We start from the raw sequence: 25,793 nt of genomic DNA on the forward strand, positions 1-25,793 counted from the left end.
GCCCGCTAATGCGGGCTTTTTTCATTACTTTACACCAAGCTCTCGTAAACGCTCTTGTAAGTAGCTATCTGCTGTATAGCGCTCTGAAAGCACCACATCCGGGCGCGGATGCAAAAACAGTGGCAGTGAAATACGTGATTTCGTTGACGCTTTCCCCGTCGGGTTAATAACGCGGTGAATGGTCGACGGGAAGTAATCACCTGATGCTTCTTGCAGCATATCACCAATGTTGATGATCAGATTACCGAAGTCACTTGGCACATCTAACCAACCACCCTCTTTAGTTTGCACCTGTAAGCCAGGCTCGTTCGCTGCAGGTAAAACCGTTAATAGGTTAATATCGCCATGCGCCGCCGCGCGAATAGCACCCGGCTCTTCGTCACCGGTCATTGGCGGATAATGAAGTATACGCAGTAAGGTTTGCTCTGAGTCCTTGATCATGTCTTTAAGATCAATGGAAAAACGTTTTTGTACTTCTTCTGGTGCGTGCGCCTGCACCCAGCTTAGTAGCTCGCTAGCAAACTCATTAGCAAGTCGGTAATACTCACGAATTTGCTCTTCTAGTTGTGCCGGGACGCGACCTTTAGGGTAAACGTGGTAATACTCTTTAATGTCTTTAACATTAAAGCCTTTGGCTACTTCACTTACTTCCGGTGGAAAATATCCGTCTTGTGTAGTCTTATCATATAAAAACTCGTGCTTTTGCTCAGAGTTGAAAAAAGCCTGCCAATTTTCATAAATTGATTCCACTAAAGACTGCGGGATCGGATGGTTCGTCAATACCCCAAAGCCGGTATTGCGAAGAGACTCGACAAATTCAGCAGGAGCGTTGGGCGACTGATAGTCCACTGTAGGTAAGTGCATGGTAAATTTCACCTGTTCGTTGTAGCGCTAAGCACGAAAACATGCTTAATTTTAGCGCCAGAGCTTAGTCAAAGCCACCATAATTCATAAGGACAATTGTCCGCAGAGCCCTCTCAGCGAAGCGGCTATTGACGCAGATCAAAGTAACAGCGCAGCTGACATTGCTTGGCCGGGTAGCCAATAAAAAGCCCGGTATCAAACCGAGCTCTAAACTCTTAGTCCTTAACCTGCCAGTTAAGTGTTTCACCGGCGCAGATAGGGATCACTTTATCATCGGCAAGTGGGTAACTTTCGGGCACTTGCCAGGGTTCACGTACCAACGTAATAGTATCGCTGTTACGCGCAAGGCCGTAAAAGTCAGGACCAAAATGACTGGCAAAGCCTTCTAGTTTTTCCATCGCATCGGCTTGCTCAAACGCTTCTGCATATAGCTCTAATGAAGCATGGGCGGTATAGGCGCCGGCGCAGCCACAGGATGCTTCTTTTTTATCTTTTAAATGCGGTGCCGAATCGGTGCCCATAAAGAATTTCGCGCTGCCACTGGTAGCCGCTTCAATCAAGGCTTGTTGATGGGTATTACGCTTAAGAATCGGTAAACAATAGTAATGCGGGCGAATTCCACCAGCCAACATATGATTGCGGTTATATAGTAGATGGTGAGCCGTAATCGTAGCTGCCACATTGGTTGATGCTGAGCGTACAAACTCCACGGCATCGCGGGTGGTAATGTGCTCGAGCACCACTTTCAACTCAGGGAAATCAGAGACCACTTTTTTCAGTTTGGTTTCGATAAACACTTTTTCACGGTCAAAAATATCGATGCTGGAGTCGGTCACCTCACCATGAACCAAAAGCAGCATGCCGACTTCTTGCATTGCCTCAAGCACAGGATAGATGTTTTCAACATCCGTCACCCCTGAAGCCGAGTTAGTCGTCGCGCCAGCAGGATACAACTTAGCCGCGACAATTTTACCGCTGGCTTTCGCTTTGCGAATTTCTTCAGGCGTGGTGTTATCAGTGAGATAAAGTACCATTAATGGTTCAAATTGCGCGCTAGGACCTGCCGCCATGATCCGTTCACGATAGGCTAATGCCGTCTCGGTACAGGTCGCAGGTGGCACTAGGTTAGGCATAATAATCGCGCGGCCAATATAGCGGCTCGCATCACGCACGGTATCTTTTAGCTGTTCACCATCGCGTAGGTGAATGTGCCAATCGTCAGGACGAGTGAGGGTAATACGTTGCGGGGTACTTGTCATTGCTCTTATCCACTGAAAAATTTGTGTGATCTTAGGGGGGATACAAGGGAAAGTAAAGCAATCTGCGGGGTAATACCTAGGCTGAGCGGGGGGTGCCTGGGCCAACCCCGCTACAGTGAGCTTAATTTAGTTCAGCTCTTGTCGTAACTCCTTTGCGGCCTCTACCATGTTATAAAGCGCGGCTCGGGTTTCTTGCCATTGTCGCGTTTTCAAACCGCAATCAGGGTTAACCCATAATCGCTCAACAGGTATTTTCTGTGCAGCTTTGTGAATTAAGGTCTTTATCGACGCTACATCGGGCACATTAGGAGTGTGAATATCATACACACCCGGCCCTATTTCATTGGGGTAATCAAAGTGTTCAAAGGCATTCAGTAACTCCATATGAGAACGGGACGTTTCAATGGTGATGACATCGGCATCCATATCAGCAATAGCGCCAATAATGTCATTGAATTCGCTGTAACACATGTGGGTATGAATCTGAGTTTTATCCTCGGCACCGCTGGCAGCGACGCGAAATGCATAAGTCGCCCAATCCAAGTAATCTTGCCAATGACTTGTTTTTAACGGCATGCGCTCACGAAAAGCAGGCTCATCTATTTGAATAATGCCAATGCCCGCATTTTGCAAATCTACAACCTCGTCACGCAGCGCTACCGCGATTTGTTTGGCGATAGTGGGGTTGTCTAAGTCATCACGCACAAAAGACCAAGATAGAATCGTCACCGGCCCAGTTAACATGCCCTTCACCGGTTTTTGTGTAAGTGACTGCGCATAGCGGCTCCAATGCACAGTCATTGGTTGCGAACGGGCCACATCACCCCAAATGATCGGTGGCTTCACACAGCGCGAGCCGTAGCTTTGCACCCAGCCAAAGTGAGTAAAGGATACACCCTCGAGCAGTTCACCAAAATACTCGACCATATCGTTACGCTCAGCTTCGCCATGCACCAGCACGTCCAAGCCAAGCGCTTGTTGCTCTTCAATGACGTAGCGAATTTCAGCTTCCATTTGCGTGTGATACGCCTGGGAGTCTAAAGTACCATTTTTAAAATCCCGCCGCGCTTGGCGAATAGCTTGGGTCTGCGGAAAAGAGCCGATAGTGGTGGTCGGTAATAGTGGCAGTTGCAAGGCTTGGCGCTGGGTCTTCGCCCGCTTAGAAAACGCACTTTGTCGCTGTGCGTCTTGCGCACTGAGCGCCGCAACGCTTTGTTGCACCCTCTTGTTATTCACTCGCGTTGAGCTTTGCCTGGCCTTAACCGCAGCACTGTAGCGATCAATAGCAGTGGTGTCGCTGCTATGCAGTGCATGACGTAACAGTTGCAGCTCTTGACACTTTTGTGTTGCAAAAGCCAACCAGCTTTTTAGTTCACTGTCGAGCTGCTGCTCCTGCTCTAAATCTACCGGAGTGTGAAGCAATGAACATGAAGGGGCTATCCACAACATCTCGCCCCGCTGCTCAGCAATAGGATGTAATTGTGCATGCAACGAGGATAAATCCGCACGCCAAACGTTACGTCCATTAACAACCCCTAAGGACAACACTCGCTCATTGCCTACGGCCTTATCTAAAGCCTGTATATCCACCGTGCTCGCCAGCCAATCAAAATGTACTCCGTCGATGGCGTAATCTTGAATATCATCAAGATGATGGCTGACATCATCAAAGTAAGTGGCCAATAGCAGCTTCACCCCGTGGCCAGATAAACTCGTAAAACTGTCTTTCAAGGCTTGGCGATAAGCATCATCCAATTCTAGGGCGAGAATGGGCTCATCAATTTGCACCCACTGAACCTGTTGCGCCGCAAGTTTGTCTAATATCTGCTGATACACCTCAAGTAACTGAGGCAATAGCGCAAGTTTGTCAAAAGGTTCATCGGCGCATTTGGCTAAATATAAATAGGTCATCGGGCCGATAAGCACGGGCTTTGGTGTATGGCCTAGTTGCTGTGCTTCACTGACATGGGTAAATAACTCTGAATCAGTCAGCGAAAAGCGCTGCTCGGCGCTGAGCTCCGGCACAATATAATGATAGTTGGTATCGAACCATTTGGTCATTTCACTGGCGGCACAGGCACACCCTGAGGGCGCTCGCCCACGAGCAATACGAAATAAGGTATCGAGGGGGTTGCTATCTGCGCTGTGATGTCGCGCTGGCACGGCTCCGACCATCACCGTGGTAGCGAGCACATGGTCATACCATGCAAAATCACCAACGGGGAGCAACTCAACACCGGCCTGTGCTTGCAAAGCCCAATTTTGCTTGCGTATCTCAGCCCCTTTTGCTCGCAATGTGGACTGATCGATGGTGCCTGCCCAGTATGCCTCAAGGGCAAATTTAAGCGCCCGCTGCTTGCCGATTCGAGGGAAACCAAGATTATGTATTAATGCCATAACAAAACTCCATTTAGCTATATAGATGGCTAAACATTAGATTCCTCACCCTCACTGTGCAACCGCAGCTTTCTCAGCATTAATGTGAATTTTATTCATAGCTAAAAATTATAAGGAAATGCCAAATTAGATGACACCGCTGTCATTTTTATTGCTATAGTGGAATTTATCTATGGTTAGCTTTGCGTTTACATTTTATACATCAATTATAGACGTCTAGACTTTGAAATGTCTATTACGATGCAGTAAACTGTATTCACGTTGAGCACCGCTCACAATTTTTATGAGATTTACTAAAGATGATAGATATAAAACACCTCAAGACTATTTCCACCTTGAAAGAGACCGGCTCTTTAGTGAATACCGCACGTGAGCTGTTTTTAACTCAATCTGCACTTTCTCATCAAATCAAAGACTTAGAAAACAAACTCGACTGCCAATTGTTTGAGCGGAAAACCCATCCGGTGCGATTTACTCCACAAGGCATGCTGCTATTAGAACTTGCACATGATGTACTACCAAAAGTTGAAGCGGCGAAATGCCGCTTGAAAGAGAGCTTAAATCAGCCAATTTCGCAATTACGCTTGAGCGTCGAGTGCCACGCCTGTTTTCACTGGTTATTACCGACAATTAAAGAATTTAATAACTTTTGGCCCGACATTCACGTGGACTACGAACGTGGTTTTAGTTACGACGCTATCCCTGAGCTGCTTGAGGGCGATTTAGATCTGGTATTAACCTCGGATATACGTGACCCAGAGCGCCTAGAGTACGTGCATTTATTCGATTTTAAGCTCAAGCTGATCGTTGCCCCCGACCATGAGCTGGCTAATAAAGCTTATGTCACGGCGCTGGATTTAAAAGACGAAACCATCATCTCCTACCCTATTCCTCGCGAGCGCCAAGATATTTTCAAACACTTTATCCAAAATGCGCGTTTTGATGGCACCTTGAAAAGCGTGGATCAAGGCTTGCTTATTTTCCAATTAGTGAGCGCCGGCATGGGTGTTGCTGCGCTACCTGATTGGCTTGTTACCCCCTATGAAGCGCAAGGGTTAATAAAATCTATTCCCCTTGGTGCATTAGGTCTCAATCGCCCCATGTACTTGGCCATGAAAAAAGAAATGAAAGATAACCCTGTCTATCGCCACTTCTTGAATACCTGTAAACAAAATAACACGCGTAAATAGCAAAAGCTGGGGCTGATTGATCAATTGGCCCCATTGCACACAGACGCACTGCTCTGACCATTTCAACTGCTCCTTCACTTTAGTCCCTTAAAAAGAACAACTTAGAAATTAACAGGGACAAAGGTAAAAATAAAGTTAACAAACCAACTGTCACTCTTGCCTTTTATACACTATAAATCTTGTGTGTTTTTTATACACACCTATCTCGAGTAGGCAGTGTAACTCGAGCCTCAACCGCGCCGTAAAAAAAGGAGAATTTGTATGGCTATTGGCGACGAACTATCGAGTATTGATTTTAAATCTATGATTGGCGGCCCCCTTGATGCTGTGGTACGCGCTCAAGCGCAATCGGCTCAGACCTCGGTAGATTTTATAAAATCTGTCGGCTTTGACGCTGACAGCAATGAACCCACCATGATCACCTTCAGTTATATGAAGGCCGTAGAAACCCGAGATGGAGATGGTAATGTGACCGGCACAGAGCCGAAGAAATTCGACCTTACCGTACCCATCTTAACCATGTTACCTATTCCATTTATTCGCGTTGAAGAGACCACTATTGCTTTTAACGCAAAGATAAACTCAGTGCAGGAGTCCAGTACTTCCTCCTCTCATGAGCTCAATAGTAAGCTCTCGGTGAAAGCAGGCTGGGGGCCAGTATCAGCTAAACTCAGCGCCAGCTACTCGTACAAGAAGTCGAGCTCAAGCTCATCGAAAATTGAGCGTACCTACAGCCTGTCTGTTAATGTTCGTGCCGTTCAAGACGAGCTTCCAGCGGGAACGGAGAAACTGTTAGGCATTTTAGAAAACTCCATCACTGAAGTGGAATCGGCGGCATAACGCCACATTAACTAACTTATGGGGCAAAGCCTTAGGCTGCGCCCCCTTATCCAACTCACCAAGAGGGAAACGCCATGAGTGAATTAAGTGAGGTGCTAGGATCGCTGATGATAAGCTTAGTGCACGCACGCCGCCTTGCAGACGAAGAAACAGCTGCCGTAGCCGAATATTACAAAGATCACCCCTTACTTGAGGGCATGAGTCTACCCCGGGTGCGCGTCCCTGAGCTGACCATAGATATGCCACTGACCATTAATCAGCACATTCCGGCTAAAAATGCCGAATTAGACAGCCCCGCCAATGTTCACAAAGCCTTGATGAACCACTTTAACCAAGCACTCGATGACGAAGATATTCTCAGTCGTACGAAAAGCTTTCAACACAATTTCGACAGAGAAGCCCGTGCCGCATTGGATAAAGTAACAGAGCGCCAACGTAACGGAGATGTGCGGATCAGCAAAGAGAGTATGGTCAGAGCCGTTGACGAAGCCTTTCAAAAAGCCCTGAAAAAAAGCGGCTCCGATAAAGAAGTACCATTTGAGCGTCTCAGTGCGGTGAATAAGCAGGTGCGTCACAATGTCTCCGCTATCGCCTTAAAATCGCGTTCCACTCCGCCTGCGATAAAAACCAGCGTGGTCAGCTCCGAAGTAAAAGAAACCGCCACACCTCAGAACAGCATTCGTCTTAACATTACCATTCGTGAAGAAGGCTTAGAATGGGCCACAGGCCTTGAGAACGGCCAGACCAAGAACAAACTGATGCCGGAGTAACGGCCATGCAATCCGTTCTCAAAGAAACCATTATCACACAATTAATGTTGTTACCCGCACTCAGTGACAAATACCTGGCGCAGGAGTCCAGCTATGTTGTTGATGCTGCGCAATGGTTGAAAAACACGGAAGTCAAGCTAGCACCTTTGCGCAGCCCTTTAGTCAGTACACTGAGTTCATTACGCGGGCTGATTGAAGCCTGCGACGATGGCTATCAAGATCCATCCGTACAAAGCCATAGTCGCAGTAAACGTAAAGGCAAACGGGCTTTCGTTGCCGCCACCTTGAGTAAAGCAGAGCAGCAACTCAATGAGGAGCTGCAACGCATTGAGCAACACTTTAGTGAGGCCAACGATAAACTCGCGCAGCTGCTTGCCTTGGGGTTTGCTAAGCAGCCGCTGCCCATTCCCGAGACCTTAACAACTCACTATCTTGATAGTATCTGGCAAACATTAGGAGAGCACACAGACACCCAAACCATGTTTTTATATCTGCAGGCACGCTACAGCGCCACCGACCGCCGCTATCTCTTGCAGCAATTGTTGCACAACATGTTGGCGCAGCAATAACCGTGGCTATACTGGATTATCAATATCGATAAAGGTGACATCCAGATGATGCTCACGCGCTAAAAATTCACCTAGGGCTTTGGCGCCATAGCGCTCAGTGGCATGGTGCCCGGCTGCGAAGAAATCCACTCCTTGCTCTCGGGAGCTGTGAATAGTTTGCTCCGAAGCTTCTCCGGTTAAATACGCATCCAGCCCCAAACTCGCAGCCAAATCTATATAGCCTTGCCCGCCGCCGGTGCATAATCCAACAGTTTCAATTACCTCATCGCGTACCACTGAAGCCAGCGGCGTTCGGGATAAGGCCTTGGCAATTTTATCAGCAAAAGCCTGCCCAGACAGCGGCGTGCGCAAACGCCCCCACACCGGCACACTACTTGGGCCACTTTCCATGGGCCCTTGAATCTCAATATCCAACAACTGTGCTAGCTGCGCATTGTTGCCTAGCTGGGGATGGATATCCAAAGGCAAATGATACGCAAACAGATTGATACCGGCGCTGAGCAGCGCCTCAATACGGCGCTTTTTCATACCGGTAATAGCTTGTGATTCACCCTTCCAAAAATAGCCATGATGAACAATTAATGCATCAGCTTCGAGGGCCACGGCTTTATCAACCAGTGCCTGACTCGCAGTCACACCCGTGACCACCTTATTGATGTGCGCACGCCCTTCAACCTGCAGCCCATTGGGGCAAAAATCTTTGATTGGCTGTGCCATTAATGTTTGTTCAAGGATCTGTGCGAGCTCTTTACGGTGCATATTACCCCCTGTTAACCACAAATATTCCCAAATTGTCCCGTGAACACCGGTAAAAATAAAGAAAATTCGGTGTTTAGGCACAAAAAATTGAAAAACTCAGCGCAAATGGGTATAACTATAAACTTGTAATAAAATTAACCTGCGTTAACGACTAGGACCTTTTGATGAGTAAACTAGACAAAACAGAAGTGTTAGCTGCTTTTGAAGCTGCCTATGAAGCAGCCCATGGCAAAAAGCCAGAAATCACCACTAAGCCTGGCTGGTATAGCATTGACGGCGGAAAGAACATGCGCCTTGCCGATGTAGCTGCGCTAACTGAAGAACTCACTTCTGGTAAAACAGAAGAAGTCGCCAAAGCAGAGACCAAAGCACCGGCCAAAGCGAGCAAGAAAACAACGACTAAGAAAGCCGCTCCTAAGGCAAAACCAGCTGAGAAGAAAGCAGCATTCACTGTGGCTAAACCTAATGAAGAAGGTTACACCGCAGAAGAGCTTTGGATTAAGCAACTGGCAGAGAAAGATCACGACTGTCGCCTGCCTCGCGGCGTAGTGTAAGCTTTCAATAATAAAGAAAAGCCGCTTAAAAGCGGCTTTTTTTGTGCTCGTTATTCGCCTAGGCCGTCACCACCATAGCGATAATGACCGGTAATAGGATACTGAAAAAGAATATCTGTCACTTGCGGGCCAGCACCAATATTATGGATAATTAAAGGCTGTCCCAGCTCATTGCGTTGCTCGCTGACAATACCAATATGCGGCAAGTTTCCTGGTAGCATCCATGAAACAATATCACCGGGTTTATAATTGTTACCGTCATCACTCACTCTCAGACTCTCTCCGTGACGAGTAAGAAAAGCACGTAAATTTGGCACGCGACGATGGTCAATATTGCTGTCCGGGCGAGTTAACCCCCAAATTCTCTGGGATGGATAGGCATCAAAGTTACGCTCCATATCCTCATGCACCAACTGCTGCAGATCGATGCCTAAGGCACGATAACTGCGTATCACGACATCCGTACATACACCAATCCCAGCAGGTACATCCCCCCCTGGGTAATCAATAGCAATATAGCGACCATCATAGGTCACGTCCGCTTGAGTCCGCTCGTTAGCGGCACTAACTAATTGCTCACTGAAGCTTGGCTCTGCCGCAACCGGCATAGCTATGATGAGCGCGGCCCCAAAAAGCCAACCCCCTGTACCTCGTTTCCCTGTCATTGTCTCTCCTAAGTGTATGCCATGTATCGGCACCCACATCTCATTAAAGGGCTAAGTTATTCATAAATCAGTTTAAGTTGAACACAGCCGGAGAAAAACAACAATCTTTACTTCTTAGGGTTGAAAAACTCCCCATCCATTCCAAGCTCTATAGTAAGGGCCAAGTTTTTGGCTCGCAAAAAAGGAGATTGATATGATTGGTCGTTCTTATGTGGTGGTTGCCAACCACAGTGAAGCACAAATTTTTGCCTTACGTAATCATTCCACCGAGCTGGAGCTGCAAGCCCATTGGTCAAACCCCTTCGCACGCTCAGACGAGCAAGATATTTATACTGACCGTGCGGGCCGTCAAAGCGCCCCGGCAAAGCAAGTGCAAGGTGTCGATGCCATGAGTCGAAAAGATGCGGTTGATATAGAAGCGCAACGCTTTGCCGCAGATATTGCCAAGTGGCTTGACGACAAACGTAAAAACGACAAAGTGTATCGTATCGAACTGATTGCTGAGTCGGGCTTTTTAGGCAAGCTACGCGGTGAGCTCAATAAACACACCACCGAACTGATAGATAAAACCCTCGCTAAAGATGTGATTGGCGCTAATGAGGGACAAATTCTAGACTACCTTAAGAAAGTTCATTAATGATTCGTTAGGCGGCGTAGCCGCCTTTTTTGAGGAGAGATGATGACATACGCATTTCGAGCTTGGGTAAGTGGCAAAGTTCAGGGCGTGTATTTCCGTGCTAACACTGCCCGCCAAGCACAGGCTCTCAATATTGCTGGTTACGCCAAAAATCTTGATGATGGTCGCGTTGAAGTCCACGCAGAGGGGGATAAGGCAGCATTAACTTCCCTACTTACTTGGTTAGAGCAGGGCCCGCAAACAGCTCACGTTGAGCAGCTCAACCACAAGGAGGTTGATGTACAGGGTTATAGTGAGTTTACCACCGCTTAGGGCTCACTGAGCACTTCTACCTCTACGGCAATCACGCCGGCAGACAAATTGCTGATGTGCTTAAATGCGCGACGGCTCAAGTCTATGATGCGCCCTGAAACAAACGGGCCTCTGTCATTTATCCGTACTACAACTGAGCGCCCATTATTGATATTGGTGACTTTTACTTTGCTACCGAAAGGAAGGTTCCGGCGGGCTGCACTCAGAGCTGTTTGCTCAAAACGCTCGCCGCTAGCGGTAGTGCGCCCATGGTACTTATCATGATAATAAGACGCGAGACCCTGCTGCACAGCTCCTTTTTCAGCAGGCAAGTGATTGGCGCAGCCTGATAAAACAACTAATAACACCACGGCAATAACACTTCTGAACATACTGCTCTCTCCTTGCTACTAAACGCTCAGTGTAATAGTCAAAACGTGAACTAAGCATGTATCGCCAGCAAACTGAGCGCACTGGTGATACTCCTCAGGTACTGTTGTATGAAACTCGATACGCAATGACCCCGACTTACTTAGGCTGACGCAACGCAACGGTCAAATATAGAGACAAGTCCAACTTCATAAAACGAGAATAAAATAGCTAACAATTTAAATATCCACCCCCATAAACTCATGGTAATATTCATCGCGTTTTATATTTTTATAAGGATATATTTTATGGATATTATCGTGGGACAACTGGTGCAAAAGAAAAAAGCCCAGTTAACTAAGCTGGCTGAACGTGCCATAGGCCGTGAATTTAAAGACCAAGCCGCATTAGCGATACAGATGACTCAGTGCAGCGCTGCTGTTTATCGTCGTTTGCAACGCACCTACAAATCCACTATTACACCTAAAGATCAAAAGCGCGTAAAAGCCGGAGGCTTAAGTACGCAATCAGTGACCTTCTCCGCCAGTAATAATAGTCAGAAAGCTTTTAACACCTTATTACCAGCTATGCGCGGCGGCAGCTCGGCACCTGGCAACGCTCCAAAAACCTCCGACGATGTTGCCGTAGCGAGCCACCAACCGCAAGCCACTAACCTGCTCGCGTTATTACACCCTATTCTCAGTGACGACATTACCAAAGCAGGACACGGTGTTGAAAAAGCGGCGACTATTTTGGGTCTAGTGACCACCACCGCAGGCTTTGTTGTGCCAGGTGGAGGCGTTGCTTCATCCATCGTCACTTGGCTTGGCAGCGGTGCGACCTACTCTGCTTACTCGGTATCACGAATTCGCCCTGATGCCCCAGATCGCGCCTACTATCAACTAACCAACTACATTGCTTGTCTCGCCGCATGGAACAAAAAAGCCTGTGAGCTTATTGATATTGCCGACGCTAAAGGACAATGGACGTTCCGTGATATTGAAAGAGGCTTTGCATCATAACAGCCCCAAAAAATCTCAACTTCGACCCATTTATAATAGCTATTACTTGGGTTGTATTGTGGGTTAAATAATTAAAGGATCTAGTATTGTTAATTTAAAAACAAAATCTCATTTTAAATAAATAATACATGTATTTTGTTAGCAAAAGGATAACACCCAAGACCTATACTCTAGGCTGATGTTATCCTTTTCCCTTTATTATGACCGCTTACCTTTGTATCGGCTGCCACTGCATTACAGCATTGAAATCACTGCAATTGTGCACAGCGTCATCGGCATCGGCTATGAAAACTTGCTGCACCGCCGATACGTCATAGCGTAAATACTCAGAGCATTGTGCACTTTGGCCATTGCCCACAACCACTTGTACGCCGGGTTTAAGCTCACAGCGTACTAACTTATCTAGCGGCGACCATTGGTAGCAAATTTCATAGTTGGCGCGGTATTCGCTGACCGTGCCACTGGGTTTTGCCCAAGCCCACCAGCTCCCGAAGCGGCTATTTGGGTTAGTGCTGTTATACGCGCGATACAAAATCACTGTCGCAGGCTGTTTGCTTTCATACACCTGACCTTGGCAGAGCTTTCCTTGTTGTGGCTCACCCAGCGCCGATTGCAGCAGTTCGGGGTTGTCGACCGAGCGAAACTGGCCTTGCCACTGCGCTGGCAGTGCAGTGCTACCAACACACGCCTTGGTGAGTACATTAACATCATCTGAGCGGGGCTGTTGCGCGCAGCCACCAATGAGCAGCAAGATAGCTGTGATAGTGAAGCGTTTCATCTTGGCTTGTCCTTCCCTGTGGGTTCTGTTAGCAGTGTAGTTAATACAGAGACAACTCTCCAGTCACTTTGTAGCCCACAGCACTTAATGCTTATCTGCAGCGACGCGATACCCACAAAAAAGCCCGTCGATGACGGGCTCAAGTAGCATTGCTGCGACAGGGCTTATTCGAAGTGTAGCGGAGCGCGTGCCGGCTCGCCGACTTCGTTCATGGTTGCAGCATCAAACAAACGTCCATTGATCATGGTGTAACGTACCTTATCGCTTTGACGAATATCACTTAAGATGTCGCCATCAATGACGATGAGATCCGCTAACTTGCCTTCCTCTAGTGAGCCCAGGTTATTTTCTAGACCTAAGGTTTTCGCCGGATCTATGGTAGCTGTGCGGATCACCTCTAACGGGCTCATGCCGCCTTGTGCAAACATCCACATTTCCCAATGCGCCGCTAAGCCTTCACGTTGACCATGCGCGCCAACATTGACCAGCACCCCTTGGTCTTGCAACTGTGCTGCAACCCGCGCATTGTTAAAGTGATTGTAGTGGTGATCGGGCGCCTTGGTACGGCGCATCGCTCTCGGGAGCAACTGATTCTTTGGCACAAATTTACTTAACCGTGGATGATTCCACACATCGGTTTTATCGTACCAGTAATTCTCCCCCCAGATACCGCCATACGCCACGCCCAACGTGGGGGTGTAGGCAACATCACTTTGCGACCATAACTGGCGAATATCATCATAAATATTGGCAACCGGAATGGAGTGCTCAATCGTGGTATGGCCATCAACCACCATGGTCAGATTATGCTGCAACAGAGAACCCCCTTCAGGGACAACCATCATACCAAGCTCTCGACCAGCTGCAATCACTTGTTGGCGCTGATCGCGACGCGGTTGGTTGTACGACTTCACACTAAACGCACCGACTTTCTGCAGGCGCTGAAGGTGGAATTTCGCATCATCAAGGGAGTCAACATGGGAGGTATACCCCGGCATGTTTGCTCCGTATAGAATGGTCCCTGTGGAGAAAATACGTGGTGCAACGATTTTACCGGCCTTTTGCATCTCACTGGCAGCGAAAATTTCCGTGGTGTCGTTGCTGGGGTCGTGAATCGTGGTGACTCCCAGGGATAAACCGGCTAGGTTTTTCCAGTTTTGCTCAGGAATAATTTCGTCACTGCCTTGAGCGCCATGCGCGTGCGCATCGATGATCCCCGGCATAATGGTTTTACCACTGACATCAATCACTTCAGCATTTTGTGGAATCTCTACCTGGTCTTGACTGCCAACCGCTTTGATGTGCTTACCATCGGTCAAAACCACGCCATTATCAATGACTTTATCGCCCTGCATGGTGATCACTTTTGCTCCCACCAGCGCTATCATGCCCTGTGGCTCTGCCATGGTTTGTTTAAAACCAATATTATCGCCACTGTCTACTTTAAAGTCGGCGTTCTCATCGCTTTGAATATTAAAAATACCCGCCAGTGAGGCATGATAAAGCTCGGGCCCTAAACTCCAGTAAAGCCTATCACTTGCACCACTCCAACTGATATTTTCACCAGCACGCACAGATAACTGCTCTATTGGGAACTGGCTGTCTTTAGGGCCGATATTAATGGTTTTGCCACGTTCCACAAAAGGCGTCACGAACACTTTAAAACGCTCAGCAAACGCCAAATATTCCCCGTTTGGTGAAATACGAAACTCAGTGGCATGCTCAGATTCATACAGTTTGCGGATTTTTTTACTTTCCAGCTCAACCACACTCAAGGTCGGCTTTGGCCACGGGCTCATCACATAGATACGGTCATTGGCTTTGCCAAACTGTGGCTGATAGCCATGCTCAGTAATAAGCTCTGGCTGCTCATCACCATCGCTATCCACTGCGTAGATGCCTGCTTTCAACGACCACTGCGGGGCAAGTAAACTGCTTCCCGAAGATTTTCTAAATACCACGGTTTCTCCGTCGGGGCTGAACGCCGGCTCGACATATTTACCCGGCTGAGTGGTCAGCGTATCACCACGACCTGAGCGCGCCGAGACCACGCGAACACTGCCCTGTTTTTTGTCATCCCAGGTGACGTAGGCAATCTTTTTACCATCGCGAGAGAAGGTCGGGAAGAATTCAAAATGATCGTCTTGCCGTGTTAGGCGCTGCACTTTACCTGATTCAAGGTCGCGCTTGTAAATATGACCCATGGCTTCAAAAATGGCGGTTTCACCATCGGGTGATACCTGCACATTGCGCAGCATTTTTACGTCAAATTCTGAGGAGTCTAACTGTTGGGTTACACGCACCGCTTTTTGGATGGATTTATTGGTGTTTACTGCAAAAGCGATTTCTGAACTCTCGCCACTTTGCACGTCAAGCTTGTGGATTTTCCCCCCGGCCCAAAACACCAATGACTCGTTGTCAGGTGTCCAAGCCATGCTAGGATACACCCCGTGAATTGCCCAAGTCTCTTGCATATCACGCTCAAGCTTATCGTACAGCTTGGTTTCTTTACCCGACTCTAAATCATATAAATACAGGGTGCTTTGGAAATCATCACGCTTAATGTAGGCCAACGTTTTGCCATCGGGAGAAGGCGTGGGCCGGATTGCACCACCGGGACCACTTAAAATGGTCTCTATATCACCTGTTTCCCGGTCATAGCGCTTAATTTTGTAGATGCCCTGTACCGAGTCTTTGGAGTAGTGAAAGGTTTTACCTGGGGTGGCATCCTGTGAGAAATATACATAGCGGCCATCCGGTGAGAATGCGGGTTCGCCTAAGTCTTTCTGATCATTGGGGCGCTCTGTTAGCTGCACGCCCGAGCCACCGGCTTTGTGATACATCCATACTTCCCCGGCACCCAATGAACGGCTTGCAGTAAAGTGCTTACGGGCAACAATAAAGTCGCCATCGGGGCTCCATGCTGGGCTGTTAAGCAAGCGAAATGACTCCTTGGTCACCTGCGTTTGCTCCGAGCCATCGATGTTCATAATCCAGATATTGTCGCCGCCGCCTTGATCTGAGGTGAACGCAATATGTTTGCCATCTGGGCTAAAGCGAGGCTGCATTTGCCAGCCAATATCTGAGGTCAACTGTGTCGCCTCTCCACCGCTTATCGGCATGGTGTAAATATCACCAAGCAAATCAAATACTAAGGTCTGGCCGTCGGGGCTGACATCGACATTCATCCAGGTACCTTGAGTGACGTTGATATTGGCATCAACAAATTCACCCTGAGGCTTATCTACTTGCCATTGTTGTTTTTCTTCTTGCTCGGCGCTGACCGGTAAAGCCAGCGAAACCGCCAGTGCTAAAGCACTGTATAGTGGAGTCTTCATTTGTGGGTCTCTTATTCTATTTATTTATTATCATTACCTACTAAAACAAAAACCGTATAAAAGTGGAAGTAACATGGGTTTAATAAGCAAAAATGGGGGATGGAATAGCAAGTCTGCGAGTATCGCTGTTAAGTGAGCAAGATTGAAAGCTATGGCAATGTCGTTGACCAACTTGAGGCTAAAGTAAAAGGTAGCGAGCCAACAGCGCAGACCTTCCGATCTGTCGCTGTTAGCATGATTAGCGTGACTTAGAAGTCAAACTTCACAGCAAGGCTAACCACATCCACACCATCAAACTGTTCGTATGACAGCTCAGCTAGCATAGCGTTGCTGAAGTTATAACCAACTCCGCCACCTAAGCCAAATTCCCATTCGTCTTCAGAGGCAGACTCGCCGTAAGCCGATGCTTTAACCTCTAGGTTAGCGTATGAAGGAGCGCCGTAGATATACAGGCCGCTCTCAAGGTCATATTGACCACGAAGTGATAGAGCCGTAAAGCTCTCTACTTCAATTTTAGCTCCGTATAACTCGTCATCACCAACACCTGTACCCAAACGTAACTCAGGTACAAGGTAAAAGTTGTCACCTGTTTTAAATTTGTAGCCTAAAGAACCAACCAAAGCGTTAAGGCTGATGCTGTCACCACCTTCACTGTCAGAAAGATTTACATAGCCTACACCCGCTTGCCAATTAGCCTGAGAAGCGAATGACGTACCGGCTAAAACCAGTGCTAGCAGTGTTTTTTTCATCATGTTATTTCCCTTTATTTAATTATTAGCATTGCCGGGAGAGAACAAATCTTCAGCGTATACCCGCATCTTTAAACTGCTGGCATAACAGCTGTCGGGAGAGCGCAGAGTCAGTGCCATAGAAAGGCTAATCGCATCCCAACGACAAATTCCATCCCTAGAAGTAACCCAGTAGTGATAGCTAGTTAACTAACACCTTTGTCACTTCGATGCGGATGTTAACAAAAAACAACATTAGCTACCTAGAGTTAAGCTTGATCTTTTTTTCTTACCATTTAAGTAATAAGTTGCCTTGGAACGCTTACACTTTTAGTGTCTTTGCCAGTCACTGGGGTCGAATTGGTAATAATCTTTGAGGATATGAAATAGCTCAGCATCAAACTGCCGCATCGCCATGGGTTTTTCGATAAAGGTTTCGGTGGCCACAGCAAAAAACTCAGCCTCATTGGTGGCCCCGTAGCTGTGCATTACATGGGGCATATTGTAAGCAACATGGCTTTTTAACTTGGTAAAAGCGCGCGAGAACACCTCGCCCCAGCGTTGATACGCGGCCTTATTTGCTAGCTGCGGCGTACCATTGGTGCTGCCTGTTACCTGATCTAACTGGTGTGCAAATTCGTGAAACACCAAGTTATGGCCATCTTCCGGGAGGCGATTGCCCTCGAGCACATCGTGCCAGCTGAGCACCAAGGTGCCACCGGGCCACGACTCGCCCTCACGCACCACTTGATGATAGCTCACCAAACCGGCGACATCACGCTGGGTGACATTGGCGTAATAAGCACTCGGATAGAGCAAGATTTCTTTAACATTAGGGTACAAAGGCCAGGGTTTATTGAGCACCAACAGGCAGGCATCGGCGGCCACCACCAGTTTCATCGCCTCATTAACCTCTAAACCATCGCGACCAAGAAACCGTTTTTCGCCCAAGAACCAACAGATATGACGCTCAAGCTTGGCTCTATCGGCATCGGTCATGGCGTTATAAATGGGCATAGCCCGCTGCAAAAAAGTCTGCTGCTCCTGGCTGAGCCCGGCATCATGGTATTGTCGCTGCCAGCGCTTGAGGCGGACATGGTCCCATTGCCAATACGCTACCACAAACACAATTAAAAAAATCAACAGTATCAGGTTTAACATCGGGTAATTCCTTGGCGATATTACATGTTAATATGACCGCTGGCGCTCATTTTCAATTCCTCTACAAGCTTAAACAACATTATTTGTATCCTATGACATTACCAATCGAGGCAATAAAAGATCAGTTTTTATCAATACTTAGGCAGCAAAATGTAATTGTTCATGCGCCAACCGGCAGCGGTAAGTCCACCAACTTACCGCTATGGGCAAGCACACAAGGGCGTGTTTTGGTTGTGCAACCACGGCGTATCGCTGCCACCTCGTTGGCGAACTATTTGGCTGAGCAATGCCAGCAAAAACCAGGACAACGCATCGGCTACGCGATTCGCTTTGAGGCTAAAATGGCGGCCCAAACCCAGGTTGTGTTTGCCACCCCCGGGGTCGCACTCAGGTGGTTTTTCGAGCAACAGCTCGCTGATTTTGACGTGGTCATGCTGGATGAGTTTCACGAGCGCCGCTGGGATACCGATTTACTGTTGGCGCTGTTGAAACACCATGGCGAGCACCGCCTGATACTCACCTCCGCGACCTTAGATGACCGTGCTTTAAGCGCTTATCTCACCACCAAAGCGCTCACAAGCCATGGCCGTACCTACCCTATCAGCAGCTACACCTTCGCCAGCGACGCCAGAGCGATGCCCAGCTCCCAAGATTTAGCGGCGCGTGTGCGCCAAGCCTGTGTCTATGCGCTGGATAACAGTGGCGCTGATATTTTGGTGTTTTTACCTGGTCGCGCCGAGATAGCTGCGTGCGTCAGCGCCTGTCAGGACTTACCCGCTGAATGTATTTCACTACACGGTTCCAGCCCGTTACAAGAGCAACAGCGCGCGCTGCGCCAAGGGCCACAGCGACGCATTATTTTTGCCACTAACGTGGCCGAAACCTCGCTCACCGTGCCTGGGGTCGAATGTGTTATCGATTCCGGGCTTGAGCGCCGCACGCATCTTCGCAAAGGGAAAACCGTACTCGGCCTTGACGCCATAGCCCAAGACTCCATGCGCCAACGTATGGGCCGCTGTGGACGCATCGCGCCTGGGCTGTATATTCGCTTATTTGGTGAGCATGCTCCCTTGCTCAGCACCACGCCGGTAGAGGTCGAACGTGAAGCATTAGACGAACTCGTGCTAGCCAGTGCTTGCGCCGGTATTGCCGTGGATGATTTACCGCTGCTAACCGCGCCGCCGGGCTCGTCTTTGCAACGAGCGATGACAAAATTACAACGCTTAGGGGCCGTAACCGCAGACGGCTTGGCCACGGCGTTGGGTAAAACCATTTACCCACTTCCTGTGGATGCTGATTTAGGTATGCTGATCCACAATATGCCCAGCAATGTATTGCGCCAAGCAATGATTGACTTGGCCGCCGCCATCGCCACCCCAGCAGCGCTATTTTCGCCACCAAGCAGCAGTGAGCGTGAACAACTGCAAGCGCAACTCGGTGAGCAGTATGCCCTGTGCGACCTGGCGCTGCATATCGCCGTGGTCCGTGGCGGCGCTGCACAGCACATACTCACTATCAATAGCGAGGCGCTTAGCGAAGCGCGCACCTATGCCAACTATTTACGCCATGCCTATCAATTACCAGAGCTTGATAAAGCAGTGCGATACCAACATGCCATCCTAGTCGAGGCCATCGCCGAGCTAAACCCACACTGTGTCTATGTAAAACGCGATAATCGCCGTGGCAGCTTTGCCAATGGCGAAGATGAAGTGCGTCCCGCAAAAAGCTCTCTGCTTCAACACAACAGCAATGCGGCGCTGGTACTGGCAACATTTTCCTTAGCCGGGCGCGGTAAAAAGCACGCCGACACCTTAGCGACTATGTGTGCGCCAATGCAATTATCCCAGGTGCGCCAAGCTGTCCCTTACGACACCACCTTAGGCCAGTGTTATTGGTATGTTGACGAGCAGTGCCCGGAGGGAGAAATTCGTGCTGATATTATCCACAGCTATGCGGGAGTCGAGTTAGGGTCAAGCCATCAGCGCGTCGATGGCCAACATCTAAGCGCCAGCGTGGTTGCGCTTATGCGTGACAACCAGTTATTCGCCGGCAGCTATGAGCGGATATCGCAGGCTATTGCTCAGCATAATTTGTATCAGGCTTACCATCTAAAACCAGCCATTGATATGGATGCCGACACCTTTATCGCTGAGCGTTTACATTCTCTGGGTGTACAAAGCCAAGAAGACCTACAGTTAATAGAGGCCGAGGATCTGCACTATCAGGGCATTGACCCCTGGCATGCGAAAGACTTTAATGAGCGCTTTCCCTTGCAAGTCACACTCCCGAGTATGGTACTCAACATCGAATATCACTTTCGCGCTAAGCGGTTAATCGCCCATTACCACAGCGGCGAGCGCAGAGACCCACCCAAGCGCTGGGAGTTACCGGCGTGGAGTGGCCTTAAAATTCAATATAAAAAAGCCAGTAAGCTTGTGGATATCCGCTAGGGCATTGGCTTTTGGTACACCACAACTTGGTTTCTGCCGCTCTGCTTCGCTTGATATAGGGCGTTATCCGCTTGGGCGAGCATTCGGTCATAGTCCTGTGCGCCTTGACTGTCGGCAACGCCGATACTCACGGTAATATGCACACCATCGGCAAGCGCCGAGTAATCATGGCCAGATATCAATACCCGGATACGCTCGGCGCAGACTTGCGCCTCATGTACACTGAACCCAGGCAGTAGCAATGTGAACTCCTCCCCACCCCAGCGAGCAAACATCGCCTCTTGCGGCGCACAATGATGAATGAGGTTGGCCACTTCGGTGATCACTTTATCACCGACCATGTGCGAGTATTTATCATTGATGTTTTTGAAGTGATCAATATCAATGATCGCTAAGCTTAGAGGTTGTTGTTGCTGTTTAGCTTGCTCAAAATGCGCTATCAACCATTTGTCAAAGGCACGACGATTCGCCACCCCGGTGAGTTGATCATGCGTCGCTTGATGTTCAAAGGCTTTAGCCTGCTCCGCTAGGCTGCGAGTTTGCGCCTGCACCCTTAACTTTAACTGAGCTTCGCTGCGCTTAAGGTGTAAAAAGCGCAAACGATATAGGGTAAATAATGCCAGTGCTAACACCACAATCATTGCGACTTTAAAGCTGAGTGTTTGCCAAAACTTAGGGGTAATGGTGAAATGAAAGCTTGCCGCAGATGCGGGCCATTCGCTATAAGGATAACGCGCCCGCACATGAAACTCGTAATTACCGGGCGGTAAATTAGTGTATTCGGTCAGTGTGAGGTTACCGCGATTTATCCAGTTATCATCAAAGCCTTTGAGCTTAGTTTGATACTCAATGCGCTCCGGCATAATAAAGCCTAAACCAGCATAGGCAATAGATAAACGGTCTGTTTCTGAAGGCACCGTTAACGACGTTTTATCAAGGTTAGGTAGGAAGCCTTGTTCATCGTCAAAGCCAATACTCTCGATGCTCACCGGCAGTGAGACACTGGCCATACGAACCAACTTCGCTGGGTCGACCACCGCTGCACCGCGCGCTGTCGCAATCCAAACGCTGTCATCATGGTGGCGCACTGCTGGGTATTGGGAGCCGCCGTTGGCTTGTGAGCTAAGCATGCCATCACCTTCATCAAATAAGGTGAATTCTAATTGTGCATCCTCACTATCAAGGGAAGCCATCACATGAGTTTGACTTATGCGGATCACACCCCGGTTACTGGAAAGCCACAAGTGATCATACTTATCGTTTACAACGGCAAACAGCTTATCAACCGGTAACCCTTGCTCTCGACCGAGCTTGCGCAGACGATGACTTTGATAATCATAATGAAGCAGCCCGCGATCGGTGGCCATCCACAGTGCGTCATCCTGAACTAAAAACCCAAATGCGTAGTCGGCATCGAAATGCTCGCGCAACGGCAAGGTGGTAAACTGTCCTTGGTGATAAAAAGCAACACCGACCCCGGTGCCTATCCACAGTCGCTGTTGTTTATCTTGCGCTAGCGCCATAATAAAGTTACCGGGCAGACCTTGTTTATCGGTCAAGGTTGTTACTTCTTCGGCGTTTTTTATACGCACAAGGCCACCCGCAGTGCCAATCCATAACGTGCCGTCAGCTTGCTCGTGAAGGGCCCTTACTTCGTTGCTCGGCAGACCCGTATCCCGGTTAATCACTGTTGTCAAACGTTGGCCGTCAAAATACATCAACCCGCTGGTATAGGTACCGACATACACACCACCACGTTGGCTACTCGTGAGTGAAAGTACAGAAATGGGCGCATCCAAGGGAGATGAAATTTGCTCCACCTGTCCTTGGGTGTAGCGGTTTAAACCGTTACTGGTACCAATGTAGAGCGCTCCATCAGTGTGCGAGAGCACACTACGCACATAATCTCCTGAGAGCCCGCGTGCGGTATTGACGGTGGTAAAGGGTGCTTGCCGCAAGCGAAAAAGTCCCCCATTGGTGCCAATCCAAATACTGTGTTCATTATCTTCAAGCAGCGATAAAATGCGATTGCTTGGTAGGCCAACATTGGCATCCAACTTTTCCAGCCCATACTCGCTGAAGCGAAATACCCCTTGATTGATGGTGCCAAGCCAAATGTCACCACGAAAATCAACCAAAATACTCGACACAGAATCGTCTGCAAGAGCGTTATGTAGCAACGTAAATTCATTATTCACATAACGCCATACACCCTGCTCGGTGCCAACCAATAACGCCCCATCACGGTCTTCAGCCAACGAATAAATGGCGCCGGTAATAGCGCTGTTATCGCCCTCAACACCATGCATGGCTCCGTCTTCATAGTAATAAAGGCCGTTATTTGTTGCTGCCCAAATTCGCCCTTCTTGTTGCTCGAAGACTTGATAGGCACTGACATTAGGCAGCAAATTTTGCTCGTCGCCCTGTTGCGTTCTGCGCACCAAACCGCCATCTTCTAGCGCCAGCCATAAGGCGCCATCACCACTGCGCACGGCAAAATTCACCATCGTTTGTGCCGGTTTAAGTGCTTGCCAACGCTCGCGCTCGACCACGCTGATCCCACCCCGAGAGCCAGCTACATAGAGCTGCTGAGTCGCTTTATCAACATTGAGGCTGCGGATCCCTGAATCGGGCAACCCGGTGAGAACGCCGCGAGTAAAAAGCTTAAAGGTACGGCCATTAAAACGGGCAACACCTTCCCATGTACCTACCCAGATATAACCATCGGGAGTTTGAGCTAGGGCATTGACACTGTTGTGAGGCAAACCATCACGGGTATCCCAGGTTTCGGCAAAGTAGTGACTTAGGGGAACATTACTAGGAATGTTTTTGGGGACTTGATTGGCGAAACTGCTTAGGCTTAACAGTGAAATAGCTAAATAAAGGATGATTTTCACAGCAGCGCGCCTACGTCTTTTTTATTATTAAGTTTTATTCTACTTCAAACACATAAAATAACAATTAGCTTGAGCCAAATCGCTTACAACTAATAACAATAGGCACTATAACGCCCATCAATAAGAACTTAACCTTTTGAATTAAAATATAAACTTCTAGTGAATATACTGTAGATAGCGCCGTAGATCGGCGCTATCCGTTCGCACTAGCGATACAAGCGCTGCCACGCACAGGTTTTATAACCGTTACGCTCAAAGTAAAAGTTGTAGCAATTATCGTCATAGTTGTAATTACCGACATCAATACGATAACCACTAATATAGCGATTTTGTAAGCTCACATATTGGCCATTATACAGCAGTGAAAAATGCACATGCGGTCCCGTTGACTGACCACCCTGACACAGCGCAGTACTTTGATTGTTAGCATAGCGCCCTATCCAACTCCCTGCGGAAATATAATCACCGGAGTTAAATTGCAACGCATCCATATGGTAGTAGTTGGTCGCATAGCCACTTGGATGAGTGATGCGAATATTACATTGCGAATAACGTGTAACAGTGCCCTCATGGGCCGCTTGCACCCAAGGTGTATTGCTGCCCCATCCTCCAGAGCCATTATTAAAGTCTAACGAGGAGTACGGATACCCTGAGCCGGTGTTAGAGTGTGCACCACCACTGAACCATGCATAGCCACTTGGCCACGGAAGATTCATACTAAAAGCTACCTGAGCTTGAGGCTGCGCACTGAGCGCTTGGCGCTGTGGGGCTGATACCTGCTTTTGCGTCAGTTGTATTGATGGTTTCCCGGTCACAACCTCATAGGCACTCATCAATGCGGTGATCTTCTTACCCTTACGCGGGCGGCGCGGACCCACTGGCTTTTGCCGCATAATAAACATATCGACCAGCGCAAAACTGGCGACATCTTGATTAAATTGCTGGCTGCTTTGTGCGAAGCGTTTATAGGCATAAAAGGTATGGCTGAGCCGGTTAGTGACATCGCGAAGCTGTGCTTCAAATCCGACTTCATCACTCAAATCAGCGAAAGGCCTCTGCATTGCTTCAGCAGTGGGGTTAGTGACTAGTTGGCTTTGCTGCTCCATTAATGCTAATAACAGCTCTGGGTTGATACTGGCGTAGCCAGCGAAATGCAGTATCGCTTCTTGCTTTGCTTGTAATTCGCTATTGAGCCCAGCGAAGAAATTAGTCCAATCCCGCGCTGCCAGGGCGTTATTAAAAACAAACTGTTCATCGGCAATAAGCGCTTCGCTGTGTAAATCAATCAGCGCCATATCTTGCTTGGCTACAATACGCTCGGGTAACTGAGCATGCTCTGCATGCACCGAAAAGCTCAATAGTGTTGTTGCACCGGCGCAGGCTATGCCGGTGAGTATGGTGTTCAATTTCATCTTTGTTCCCTCTATCGTTATCGTGTCCCGTATGTGGGAATACTCACTATAGATCTATAAAGGGAACAAATGTAAATTTAATGTTTAAATATTTACATTTAAATCACAAATAATCCGAAGGATTATGCATCATTTCCTGCAATACTTGAATATATTTTGCACTATGCAGACCATCCATCAGTGCATGATGCACATCCAGGGCTAAAGGCATACTACCTGAAACTTTATCATATTGCCCCAACACCACTTTAGGAATACCGTGAGTAGCACCCAAACAAGTAGCGTGAGAAAAACTACTAAATTGTAACCACGGCAATACCGATACATGCAGCACATCGGCGCGCCCTTCGGTGTGCGCGAAAGCCTCACTAAACAAAGGCTCAGACGCAGCACGGGCTTTTTCTTCGCGCATATGCTGGGCGTAAGTTGTATAACATGGCGTGTCATCGAGATAACTAAAACGAAAGCTGTCATCCTCGGCCAGTTGCACCACACTCATCGTCACTTGCTGATAATGCACGGGCTGATCATCAACAATACGTAGCCCCATTGGCCAATATTGCTGCGCGCTTTTGTGCACCAAATAAATGTAAGCACTAAAAAAGGACAAAGCCTGCGCTTGGCAGTATGCAAATAACAGCCGTGCGTCTAGGCGCACACACACATTGAAGTAGGGTTGCTGAAAATCTTTGAAAAAGGCAAAGTGCTGTGCACGCGGCCACTGCTGGAGGTCCACTTGCGTGGCGGGATAAGGCATTATCTACTCGACAACAAAAAAGGCATGCCCGAAAGCATGCCTTAATCTGATATTAGGAGCAATAAAATGCGCCTAAACGCTGAGTA

General features: G+C 48.3%; 22 protein-coding genes. 9 read left to right on the forward strand and 13 right to left on the reverse strand.

Features of this window, described 5'->3' with window-relative positions:
• Nucleotides 1-24: 24 nt before the first annotated feature.
• The 3 genes from MHM94_RS13850 to metE form a co-directional block, all read right to left on the reverse strand.
• Nucleotides 25-864 carry a 2OG-Fe(II) oxygenase family protein gene (locus MHM94_RS13850; RefSeq protein ID WP_045978074.1) on the reverse strand — a complete coding sequence of 280 codons (840 nt, stop codon included), beginning with the start codon at nt 862-864 and terminating at the stop codon, nt 25-27.
• 215 nt (nt 865-1,079) lie between these two features.
• A complete protein-coding gene (pyrC, locus tag MHM94_RS13855; protein WP_235419641.1) occupies nt 1,080-2,123 on the reverse strand; it encodes a dihydroorotase in 1,044 nt (347 codons plus the stop codon).
• Between the two features lie 126 nt (nt 2,124-2,249).
• A complete protein-coding gene (gene metE / locus MHM94_RS13860; protein ID WP_235419642.1) occupies nt 2,250-4,520 on the reverse strand; it encodes a 5-methyltetrahydropteroyltriglutamate--homocysteine S-methyltransferase in 2,271 nt (756 codons plus the stop codon).
• Nucleotides 4,521-4,819: 299 nt separating this feature from the next.
• Between metE and MHM94_RS13865 the strand changes: the two genes are divergently transcribed.
• From MHM94_RS13865 to MHM94_RS13880, 4 genes are all read left to right on the forward strand, one after another.
• Entirely contained in the window at nt 4,820-5,710 is an 891-nt protein-coding gene (locus MHM94_RS13865; protein WP_045978077.1) for a LysR family transcriptional regulator, read from the forward strand.
• A 261-nt stretch (nt 5,711-5,971) separates the two neighbouring features.
• Nucleotides 5,972-6,550 carry a DUF2589 domain-containing protein gene (locus tag MHM94_RS13870; RefSeq protein WP_022945880.1) on the forward strand — a complete coding sequence of 193 codons (579 nt, stop codon included), beginning with the start codon at nt 5,972-5,974 and terminating at the stop codon, nt 6,548-6,550.
• Between the two features lie 74 nt (nt 6,551-6,624).
• Nucleotides 6,625-7,320: a hypothetical protein gene (locus tag MHM94_RS13875; RefSeq protein WP_235419643.1), complete on the forward strand. Its 696-nt coding sequence runs from the start codon at nt 6,625-6,627 to the stop codon at nt 7,318-7,320.
• 5 nt (nt 7,321-7,325) lie between these two features.
• Complete coding sequence (locus MHM94_RS13880; RefSeq protein WP_053911569.1) at nt 7,326-7,889, forward strand: hypothetical protein; 564 nt, start codon at nt 7,326-7,328, stop codon at nt 7,887-7,889.
• A gap of 6 nt (nt 7,890-7,895) precedes the next feature.
• Here the strand turns inward: MHM94_RS13880 and MHM94_RS13885 are convergent, their stop codons facing one another.
• Nucleotides 7,896-8,648 (reverse strand): Nif3-like dinuclear metal center hexameric protein, encoded by a 753-nt coding sequence (locus tag MHM94_RS13885; protein ID WP_235419644.1) that lies wholly within the window; start codon nt 8,646-8,648, stop codon nt 7,896-7,898.
• A 164-nt stretch (nt 8,649-8,812) separates the two neighbouring features.
• On the opposite strand from MHM94_RS13885, the gene MHM94_RS13890 reads away from it, so the two are divergent.
• Nucleotides 8,813-9,202, forward strand: a complete 390-nt coding sequence (locus tag MHM94_RS13890; protein ID WP_022945876.1) for a hypothetical protein — start codon at nt 8,813-8,815, stop codon at nt 9,200-9,202.
• 50 nt (nt 9,203-9,252) lie between these two features.
• On the opposite strand, the gene MHM94_RS13895 is transcribed toward MHM94_RS13890, so the two are convergent.
• Nucleotides 9,253-9,810, reverse strand: coding sequence for a DUF1287 domain-containing protein (locus tag MHM94_RS13895; RefSeq protein ID WP_235419796.1), 558 nt, complete (start codon nt 9,808-9,810; stop codon nt 9,253-9,255).
• Between the two features lie 250 nt (nt 9,811-10,060).
• Here MHM94_RS13895 and MHM94_RS13900 point away from each other — a divergent pair, with 250 nt between their 5' ends.
• Nucleotides 10,061-10,504, forward strand: coding sequence for a host attachment family protein (locus MHM94_RS13900; RefSeq protein WP_152440550.1), 444 nt, complete (start codon nt 10,061-10,063; stop codon nt 10,502-10,504).
• A gap of 42 nt (nt 10,505-10,546) precedes the next feature.
• Nucleotides 10,547-10,816 carry an acylphosphatase gene (locus tag MHM94_RS13905; RefSeq protein ID WP_022945873.1) on the forward strand — a complete coding sequence of 90 codons (270 nt, stop codon included), beginning with the start codon at nt 10,547-10,549 and terminating at the stop codon, nt 10,814-10,816.
• Here MHM94_RS13905 and MHM94_RS13910 read toward each other — a convergent pair.
• A complete protein-coding gene (locus tag MHM94_RS13910) occupies nt 10,813-11,187 on the reverse strand; it encodes a septal ring lytic transglycosylase RlpA family protein (RefSeq protein WP_235419645.1) in 375 nt (124 codons plus the stop codon). The two genes, MHM94_RS13905 and MHM94_RS13910, sit on opposite strands and share 4 nt — an antisense overlap.
• A gap of 285 nt (nt 11,188-11,472) precedes the next feature.
• On the opposite strand from MHM94_RS13910, the gene MHM94_RS13915 reads away from it, so the two are divergent.
• Nucleotides 11,473-12,186, forward strand: coding sequence for a hypothetical protein (locus tag MHM94_RS13915; RefSeq protein WP_022945871.1), 714 nt, complete (start codon nt 11,473-11,475; stop codon nt 12,184-12,186).
• A 208-nt stretch (nt 12,187-12,394) separates the two neighbouring features.
• Here the strand turns inward: MHM94_RS13915 and MHM94_RS13920 are convergent, their stop codons facing one another.
• The 4 genes from MHM94_RS13920 to MHM94_RS13935 form a co-directional block, all read right to left on the reverse strand.
• Entirely contained in the window at nt 12,395-12,964 is a 570-nt protein-coding gene (locus tag MHM94_RS13920) for a hypothetical protein (RefSeq protein ID WP_235419646.1), read from the reverse strand.
• Nucleotides 12,965-13,128: 164 nt separating this feature from the next.
• Nucleotides 13,129-16,302: an amidohydrolase family protein gene (locus MHM94_RS13925; RefSeq protein WP_235419647.1), complete on the reverse strand. Its 3,174-nt coding sequence runs from the start codon at nt 16,300-16,302 to the stop codon at nt 13,129-13,131.
• 248 nt (nt 16,303-16,550) lie between these two features.
• On the reverse strand, nt 16,551-17,054 hold the full coding sequence (locus MHM94_RS13930) for an outer membrane beta-barrel protein (RefSeq protein ID WP_045978085.1): 504 nt from the start codon (nt 17,052-17,054) through the stop codon (nt 16,551-16,553).
• Between the two features lie 306 nt (nt 17,055-17,360).
• On the reverse strand, nt 17,361-18,191 hold the full coding sequence (locus MHM94_RS13935) for a M90 family metallopeptidase (RefSeq protein ID WP_235419648.1): 831 nt from the start codon (nt 18,189-18,191) through the stop codon (nt 17,361-17,363).
• 92 nt (nt 18,192-18,283) lie between these two features.
• On the opposite strand from MHM94_RS13935, the gene MHM94_RS13940 reads away from it, so the two are divergent.
• On the forward strand, nt 18,284-20,641 hold the full coding sequence (locus MHM94_RS13940) for a helicase-related protein (RefSeq protein ID WP_235419649.1): 2,358 nt from the start codon (nt 18,284-18,286) through the stop codon (nt 20,639-20,641).
• On the opposite strand, the gene MHM94_RS13945 is transcribed toward MHM94_RS13940, so the two are convergent.
• The 3 genes from MHM94_RS13945 to MHM94_RS13955 all read right to left on the reverse strand — a co-directional run bounded on the left by MHM94_RS13945 (nt 20,638) and on the right by MHM94_RS13955 (nt 25,707).
• Nucleotides 20,638-23,538, reverse strand: a complete 2,901-nt coding sequence (locus tag MHM94_RS13945) for a ligand-binding sensor domain-containing diguanylate cyclase (RefSeq protein ID WP_235419650.1) — start codon at nt 23,536-23,538, stop codon at nt 20,638-20,640. The genes MHM94_RS13940 and MHM94_RS13945 overlap by 4 nt on opposite strands.
• 206 nt (nt 23,539-23,744) lie before the next feature.
• The gene (locus MHM94_RS13950; protein WP_052698092.1) at nt 23,745-24,950 is read right to left on the reverse strand and encodes a M23 family metallopeptidase; all 1,206 of its coding nucleotides are present in this window, start codon (nt 24,948-24,950) and stop codon (nt 23,745-23,747) included.
• A 103-nt stretch (nt 24,951-25,053) separates the two neighbouring features.
• Nucleotides 25,054-25,707, reverse strand: a complete 654-nt coding sequence (locus MHM94_RS13955) for a CatA-like O-acetyltransferase (RefSeq protein WP_235419651.1) — start codon at nt 25,705-25,707, stop codon at nt 25,054-25,056.
• Between the last annotated feature and the right edge of the window lie 86 nt (nt 25,708-25,793).

It is taken from the genome of Pseudoalteromonas sp. CNAT2-18.1 (genome assembly GCF_022347865.1).
Taxonomy (GTDB): domain Bacteria; phylum Pseudomonadota; class Gammaproteobacteria; order Enterobacterales; family Alteromonadaceae; genus Pseudoalteromonas; species Pseudoalteromonas ruthenica.

Excerpts from the sequence above, each read along its gene's own strand:
- MHM94_RS13850 (WP_045978074.1), bottom strand. The coding sequence starts at position 864 with ATGCACTTACCTACAGTGGACTATCAGTCGCCCAACGCTCCTGCTGAA.
- pyrC (WP_235419641.1), bottom strand. The coding sequence starts at position 2,123 with ATGACAAGTACCCCGCAACGTATTACCCTCACTCGTCCTGACGATTGG.
- metE (WP_235419642.1), bottom strand. The coding sequence starts at position 4,520 with ATGGCATTAATACATAATCTTGGTTTCCCTCGAATCGGCAAGCAGCGG.
- MHM94_RS13865 (WP_045978077.1), top strand. The coding sequence starts at position 4,820 with ATGATAGATATAAAACACCTCAAGACTATTTCCACCTTGAAAGAGACC.
- MHM94_RS13870 (WP_022945880.1), top strand. The coding sequence starts at position 5,972 with ATGGCTATTGGCGACGAACTATCGAGTATTGATTTTAAATCTATGATT.
- MHM94_RS13875 (WP_235419643.1), top strand. The coding sequence starts at position 6,625 with ATGAGTGAATTAAGTGAGGTGCTAGGATCGCTGATGATAAGCTTAGTG.
- MHM94_RS13880 (WP_053911569.1), top strand. The coding sequence starts at position 7,326 with ATGCAATCCGTTCTCAAAGAAACCATTATCACACAATTAATGTTGTTA.
- MHM94_RS13885 (WP_235419644.1), bottom strand. The coding sequence starts at position 8,648 with ATGCACCGTAAAGAGCTCGCACAGATCCTTGAACAAACATTAATGGCA.
- MHM94_RS13890 (WP_022945876.1), top strand. The coding sequence starts at position 8,813 with ATGAGTAAACTAGACAAAACAGAAGTGTTAGCTGCTTTTGAAGCTGCC.
- MHM94_RS13895 (WP_235419796.1), bottom strand. The coding sequence starts at position 9,810 with ATGCCGGTTGCGGCAGAGCCAAGCTTCAGTGAGCAATTAGTTAGTGCC.
- MHM94_RS13900 (WP_152440550.1), top strand. The coding sequence starts at position 10,061 with ATGATTGGTCGTTCTTATGTGGTGGTTGCCAACCACAGTGAAGCACAA.
- MHM94_RS13905 (WP_022945873.1), top strand. The coding sequence starts at position 10,547 with ATGACATACGCATTTCGAGCTTGGGTAAGTGGCAAAGTTCAGGGCGTG.
- MHM94_RS13910 (WP_235419645.1), bottom strand. The coding sequence starts at position 11,187 with ATGTTCAGAAGTGTTATTGCCGTGGTGTTATTAGTTGTTTTATCAGGC.
- MHM94_RS13915 (WP_022945871.1), top strand. The coding sequence starts at position 11,473 with ATGGATATTATCGTGGGACAACTGGTGCAAAAGAAAAAAGCCCAGTTA.
- MHM94_RS13920 (WP_235419646.1), bottom strand. The coding sequence starts at position 12,964 with ATGAAACGCTTCACTATCACAGCTATCTTGCTGCTCATTGGTGGCTGC.
- MHM94_RS13925 (WP_235419647.1), bottom strand. The coding sequence starts at position 16,302 with ATGAAGACTCCACTATACAGTGCTTTAGCACTGGCGGTTTCGCTGGCT.
- MHM94_RS13930 (WP_045978085.1), bottom strand. The coding sequence starts at position 17,054 with ATGATGAAAAAAACACTGCTAGCACTGGTTTTAGCCGGTACGTCATTC.
- MHM94_RS13935 (WP_235419648.1), bottom strand. The coding sequence starts at position 18,191 with ATGTTAAACCTGATACTGTTGATTTTTTTAATTGTGTTTGTGGTAGCG.
- MHM94_RS13940 (WP_235419649.1), top strand. The coding sequence starts at position 18,284 with ATGACATTACCAATCGAGGCAATAAAAGATCAGTTTTTATCAATACTT.
- MHM94_RS13950 (WP_052698092.1), bottom strand. The coding sequence starts at position 24,950 with ATGAAATTGAACACCATACTCACCGGCATAGCCTGCGCCGGTGCAACA.
- MHM94_RS13955 (WP_235419651.1), bottom strand. The coding sequence starts at position 25,707 with ATGCCTTATCCCGCCACGCAAGTGGACCTCCAGCAGTGGCCGCGTGCA.